Raw genomic sequence first — 4,390 nt, forward strand, 5'->3', positions numbered from 1 at the left:
ACGATGATCTCTCGTCGAAGCTTGGCATAGCGGTCAGTCGCATCGATACCGTCGTCGGTAATCTCGAACAGCGTGGTAGCGCCGACACGGACCTTGCGAACCAAGCCTAATGACCCCAATTTCCGCAGGCCGTACAGCACGTTCTGTAAGTCATCGCGATTCATCAGCCGTGCGATGGTAGTCGCGTCTTTCGGGCGCTCCTGCATCCGAACGATATGAAGAAGGACTCCCTCGCCGAACTGGATATTCACATCTCCTACGATGCGCTGGATTTGCACGACGGACCGCTGGAATGCCTCGAACGCCTGGATCATGGCAAACTCGAACGCTGTCACCAGTGTGTCGTCGACCGAAGTTGCCAGATGCCACGTCGACTCGGGTGTCACGAATTCCGCGCCCATCTCGGCTCCTTTGATCCATCGTGTCCGGGGTACAGCAACAGCTGCCGCGCTCACGATACGGGCTCAAGGCCGCGACAGTCTGCGCCCGAGCGCAAGCGCCGCCGTTCTGACTGCTGGGGCAAGGTGCGCGGATCGGAATTGACGAGCTGGAACAGATACCGAAATCGCCGCTACAACTGAACCCGACACAACAACCGGTGAGGCAACACAGCATTTCCCCTCCGCCGCCTCCTCCCGTTCGATTGCGACCCCGATGCGGCGGATCTCGTCGAGCTGCTGTCTCATCACTCGGGGATCCGTCACCGAGTGCGGCGTGTAGCGACGGAGCGGCACGTCGAGTACTGCCTCCTGCAAGTCTCTCGTCTCGAATGCCAGCAGCGCTTTCCCCACTCCAGTGCAGGTGAGCGGGAGTCGTCCGCCGATGCGGGACGGGAGATCCGCGGGAAGGTGTCCGTGGAGTTTCTCGATGTAGACCACCTCGTGTGCGTCACGCACTGCGAGGTGCACAGTCTGACCCGTCACCGCGAACAAATCCTGCATGAACGGCATTGCAGTAGCACGTAACCGGTGCTTCACGGCAACTCGTTCTCCAAGTTCGAATAAAGGCATACCAAGCTCGAACGAGTTCGCTGTTCTGGTCAGCCATCCGAGGCGGGACAGCTCGACAAGCAGTCTGTGAGCAGTGGAGCGAGGCAGCCCGGTGCGAGTGCTCACGTCCGCCAGAGTCAGAGTCGTTCCTCCAGGAAATGCTTCCAAGACGAGGGCCGCTTTCTCCAATATCGACGGATTCTGGCGCGAGCCGTCCCGGATCATGGGATAGATCCTAGATGGTTTCAGGAAACCTGCCTAGATTTCCCCCATGACCATTGTGAAAGACAGTGTGATCGAGAAACTTTCCGACAGACTCGCCGATGCCGCCAAAACGAGCACACCGTGCGCTCCGGTCCGTGATCTCATCGGACGCGAGGATATCGACGCCGCCTACCGTATCCAATCACGCAACATCGACGCACTCCTCGCATCCGGTCGCACCGTTGTGGGAAGAAAGATCGGGCTGACCTCGCCCGCTGTGCAAAAGCAGCTAGGTGTCGATCAGCCCGATTTCGGTGTCCTGCTCGATGATTTTGACGTCTCCGGTGACAGCCCGGTCGACTCTGCCCGACTGCTGCAGCCACGTATCGAAGCCGAGATCGCGTTCGTTCTGTCCTCGGACGTCGACGGCCAACTCACCGTCGAGCAAGCGCCGTCGTTCGTCGACCGGGTGTTCGCCTCGTTCGAGATCGTGGACAGCCGTATTGCAGGCTGGGACATCAGCTTGGCCGACACCGTCGCCGACAACGCATCATCCGGGCTCTACGTCCTGGGCGAGAGCATCTCTCGCGTCGATGCACCCGACCTCGCCGAGGTCACCATGACCATGACCGCAGACGGTGAACAGGTCTCGGCAGGCAAAGGCTCGGACTGCCTCGGAAGCCCCTGGGCCGCCTTGGTGTGGTTGGCCAACACCAGCTTGTCCTACGGATCACCGCTGCGTGCAGGTGAAGTGATCCTCTCCGGTGCCCTGGGCCCCATGGTTGCTGTGGTCCCTGGCTCGACCTACACGGCGTCGATATCCGGAATTGGCAGCGTTTCAGCGATATTCACAGCCTGACTTGCTCGACTCGAAAATCGAACAAAATCGAAGGACATCATGAGCAAGACCAAAGTAGCGGTGATCGGATCCGGCAACATCGGCACCGACCTCGTCATCAAACTGAAACGCGTAGCCAAGAGCGTCGAAATTGCTGTGCTCGTCGGAATCGACCCTGCCTCCGACGGTCTCGCCCGGGCGCGCCGTTTGGGGATCAGCACCGTGGATTCGGGAGTGCAGGGCTTGATCGATCACCCTGAGTTCGCCGACATCGACATCATCTTCGACTCGACCTCTGCGACAGCGCATGTCGCGAACGAAGAAGCCCTGCGGCCCTACAACAAGCGGCTGATCGATCTCACTCCGGCCGCGATTGGACCGTACGTCGTGCCCGCGGTCAACCTCGAGGAGCACCTCGGTGCGCCCGATGTGAACATGGTGACTTGCGGTGGACAGGCGACAATCCCGATCGTCGCCGCGATCTCGCAGGTCACGCCCGTGTACTACGCAGAGATCGTCGCCTCGATCGCCTCGAAGTCGGCTGGTCCCGGCACCCGCGCGAACATCGACGAGTTCACCGAAACGACCTCCGAGGCAATCGAAAAAGTCGGAGGAGCGGCCCGCGGCAAAGCCATCATCGTCCTCAACCCGGCCGAGCCGCCGCTGATCATGCGCGACACCGTCCTCGCGCTGGTAACGAACCCCGACCAGGACGCAATTCGCCGGTCCGTTCTGGACATGGTCGCCAAGGTCTCGGCCTACGTCCCCGGCTACCGACTCAAGCAAGAAGTGCAATTCACCCAACTTGACGACGCCGAATCCGTCGCCACCTTGACCGGCGGCGTCGACAAGGGGCCCGGCCTGTGGAAGGTCTCGGTGTTTCTCGAAGTCGAAGGTGCCGCGCACTACCTCCCCGCGTATGCCGGGAACCTCGACATCATGACCTCTGCCGCCCTACAGGTCGCCGAGAAGATCGCAGAGAACAAGTCCTTGGAGGCAGCACGATGACCGAAACCACGAAGCGCCCGAACGCGACAGACGGCGCATCCCTGTACATCCAGGACGTCACCCTGCGGGACGGCATGCACGCCATGCGGCACCGCATCAGTCCCGACGATGTCGCACGCGTCGCCAGTGCCCTCGACAGCGCAGGTGTGGACGCCATCGAGGTCACGCACGGGGACGGCCTCGCCGGCCACAGCCTGACTTACGGGCCGGGCAGCAACACCGACTGGGAGTGGATCGAAGCCGCAGCCTCGGTGGTGCACCGCGCCAAACTCACCACTTTGCTCCTTCCTGGAGTCGGGACGGTGAAAGAGCTCGAGCATGCGTTCAAGCTCGGTGTCACTTCGGTCCGAGTGGCGACGCACTGCACCGAAGCCGACGTCTCCGCGCAGCACATCGGCAAAGCCCGCGAACTCGGTATGGATGTGTCGGGATTTTTGATGATGTCCCATCTTGTGGAGCCCGAACAGCTCGCTGCAGAGGCGAAGTTGATGGAATCGTATGGCGCGGAATGCGTGTATGTCACCGACTCGGGCGGTCGGTTGACGATGAACGGTGTCCGCGACCGTGTGCGCGCCTACCGGGATGTCTTGGACGCGGATACCCAGATCGGTATTCATGCGCATCAGAATCTGTCGCTGTCGGTCGCGAATTCTGTTGTGGCGGTGGAAGAGGGTGTCACCAGAGTCGACGCATCTCTCGCCGGTCACGGTGCCGGAGCGGGTAACTGCCCGATCGAGCCGTTCATCGCCGTCGCCGACCTGCACGGGTGGAAGCACAATTGTGATTTGTTCGGGTTGCAGGACGCGGCCGACGACATCGTTCGCCCGTTGCAGGACAGGCCTGTTCAGGTCGACCGCGAGACACTGACCCTCGGATACGCCGGGGTGTACTCCAGCTTCCTCCGCCACGCAGAGGCTGCAGCGAAGCAGTACGGACTCGATACCCGCGCGATCCTGCTCGCTGTTGGCGAACGCGGGTTGGTCGGTGGTCAGGAGGATCTGATCACCGATATCGCGCTCGATCTCACCGCACAGAGGGTGTGATGCGGGCGTATGGGCGGAGTCCTTGGCAGTGAACCCGCCGAAGCAGGACCGCCTGCGACGGCTGAGGGATCGCGTCCCTACGGAGGACGTCATAGGGCGACAGCAATAATCTGATTGTCCACGATCATGAATTGGCTGTCAACGCGGAACATTCGAGAAAGAGGTCTATAGTCGTGCGAGACGACCCTCATATGGTGCACTTACCTCGGCCTCGCGCTGAGGAATGGGAGTGGCAACTCCGGGGTGCATCCCGCTCCATGCCGATTGGCATATTCTTCCCCTCGACTAATCTGCGGGGACACGAGCTG

The 4,390-nt window shown here is 61.2% G+C and carries 5 protein-coding genes; 3 read left to right on the top strand and 2 right to left on the bottom strand.

Annotated elements, in window-relative coordinates; translation table 11 throughout:
- Together WBQ44_RS11055 and WBQ44_RS11060 are read right to left on the bottom strand one after the other, a co-directional pair.
- Window positions 1-401: winged helix DNA-binding protein (locus WBQ44_RS11055; RefSeq protein ID WP_495566735.1), on the bottom strand; the 401-nt coding region annotated here is incomplete at its 3' end.
- Window positions 402-464: 63 nt separating this feature from the next.
- The gene (locus tag WBQ44_RS11060; RefSeq protein WP_495566736.1) at window positions 465-1,214 is read right to left on the bottom strand and encodes an IclR family transcriptional regulator; all 750 of its coding nucleotides are present in this window, start codon (window positions 1,212-1,214) and stop codon (window positions 465-467) included.
- 46 nt (window positions 1,215-1,260) lie between these two features.
- Between WBQ44_RS11060 and WBQ44_RS11065 the strand changes: the two genes are divergently transcribed.
- Genes WBQ44_RS11065 through dmpG form a run of 3 tightly spaced genes read left to right on the top strand, consistent with a single transcriptional unit; the run spans window position 1,261 to window position 4,082 of the window.
- Window positions 1,261-2,052: a 2-keto-4-pentenoate hydratase gene (locus WBQ44_RS11065; RefSeq protein WP_495566737.1), complete on the top strand. Its 792-nt coding sequence runs from the start codon at window positions 1,261-1,263 to the stop codon at window positions 2,050-2,052.
- Between the two features lie 39 nt (window positions 2,053-2,091).
- Window positions 2,092-3,039 carry an acetaldehyde dehydrogenase (acetylating) gene (locus WBQ44_RS11070; RefSeq protein WP_495566738.1) on the top strand — a complete coding sequence of 316 codons (948 nt, stop codon included), beginning with the start codon at window positions 2,092-2,094 and terminating at the stop codon, window positions 3,037-3,039.
- A complete protein-coding gene (dmpG, locus tag WBQ44_RS11075; protein WP_495566739.1) occupies window positions 3,036-4,082 on the top strand; it encodes a 4-hydroxy-2-oxovalerate aldolase in 1,047 nt (348 codons plus the stop codon). Before WBQ44_RS11070 ends, dmpG begins: the two co-directional genes overlap by 4 nt.
- Window positions 4,083-4,390: the final 308 nt, after the last annotated feature.

The organism is Rhodococcus sp. (in: high G+C Gram-positive bacteria) (assembly GCF_049591685.1).
In the GTDB taxonomy this organism is placed as follows: Bacteria; Actinomycetota; Actinomycetes; order Mycobacteriales; family Mycobacteriaceae; genus Rhodococcoides.